At 66.5% G+C, this 1631-nt stretch carries 1 protein-coding gene; it reads left to right on the top strand.

Annotated features, from left to right (window positions below):
- Window positions 1-237: 237 nt before the first annotated feature.
- On the top strand, window positions 238-1631 hold a 1394-nt coding region (locus DBR22_RS17370), incomplete at its 3' end, for a zinc-dependent metalloprotease (protein WP_108600053.1).

The following is a 1631-nucleotide window of genomic DNA, read 5'->3' as shown; positions in this document are numbered from 1 at the left end:
CGGCTCCGGCCGGATTGCTTGGGGGGGCTGCGGCACTCACTGTTGCGCCGGCGTCGAGCTCGGGAGCGTGGTCCTCGCTGGGATGTCCGCCACGGGTTGTAATCACCGAACCAACACTACGCGGTGCGGCCCGGGCAGCTCTTTGCCTACAGCGAACGTAACGCCTGTGCGGCAGACAGCCGCCCCGGCCCGGGGTACCGTGAAACGTGAACAGTCACACCGACGATCGGCGGGATCATGACCTCCAACCCACTCAATCCGTCCAACGGCGACGAAACGCCGAAGGATCCGTTGGCAGAAATGCTGCAGAACCTGATGGGCGGCAAGGGCATGGAAAACTTCGACCCCGCCGAACTGGCGAAGGCGGCCGGGCTGCCGGATGACCCCAATCTCCTGGCGCAGATGTTCTCCCAGGTCCAGGCCATGATGAGCGCCCCTTCGGAGGGGCCTGTCAATTGGCAGCTCGCCCATGAGAACGCACGCAGGGTCGCCGCCAGCAGCGCGGACCCCTCCGTCACGTCACTGCAGAGCCGGGAAGTGGACGAAGCCCTGCGGCTCGCCGAGTTGTGGCTGGATCCGGTGACCGATCTGCCGGCGACCGGCCTGATTGGCCGCGCATGGTCGCGTGCCGAATGGGTGGAGGCCACCCTCGGAACGTGGAAGCGGCTCACCGAACCGGTGGCCAACAGCATCGCCAATGCGCTCTCCAGTGCCATGACAGAGCAGATGCCCGAAGAGATGAAGTCCATGATGGGCGGGGCGTCCTCCATGCTGCAGAACATGGGCGGCGCGATCTTCGGCATGCAGCTGGGGCAGGCCATCGGCGCCCTCTCCGGCGAGGTGGTCAGCTCCACGGACATAGGCGTGCCGCTCGCCGACCTCGAAATGGCCCTGCTGCCGGCGAATGTTGCGTCCTTCGGTGCGGGCCTGAGCCTGCCGGAGAATGACATCCGCTTGTTCCTTGCTGTCCGCGAGGCGGCCCATGCGCGTCTCTTTGTCCAGGTTCCCTGGCTGCGGGGACACCTGCTGGGAGCCATCGAGGCTTATGCCCGGGGCATCCACATAGACACTTCCCGTATAGAGGAACTGGCCAGGGATCTGGACCCCAGCAATCCCGAAGGCATCCAGGAGGCGCTGTCCCAAGGTGTGTTCATGCCCCAGCGGACTCCGGCGCAGGAACAGGCACTGGAAAAGCTGGAGACTGCCCTGGCACTCGTTGAGGGCTGGGTGGATGAGCTCAGTGCCGCCGCCACCGAGAAGCTGCTGCCGTCGGCCGCTGCGCTCCGCGAAACCGTCCGGCGCCGCCGCGCCACAGGCGGACCGGCCGAGCACGCCTTTTCCTCGCTCGTGGGGCTCGAACTGCGTCCCCGGCGCCTGCGGGAGGCGGCCACCTTGTGGGCCACCCTTAAGGACGAGCGGGGCATCGCCGGACGTGACGCCATCTGGCAACACCCGGACCTTCTGCCCACCGCCGAGGATCTGGATGACCCCCAGGGCTTCAGCGGACGCCGCCAGCTGGCCGAGGCCAGCGACAGCGAAGTCGATGATGCGTTGCAGAAGCTGCTCAGCGGAGGATTCGACAAAACGCCGGAGAACGGTACGGACGCCACCGACAATTCAGACGGCAGTGC

This window comes from Arthrobacter sp. HMWF013, assembly GCF_003061105.1.
Lineage (GTDB): Bacteria > Actinomycetota > Actinomycetes > Actinomycetales > Micrococcaceae > Arthrobacter.
This window is presented reverse-complemented; position numbering and strand designations above follow the sequence as displayed.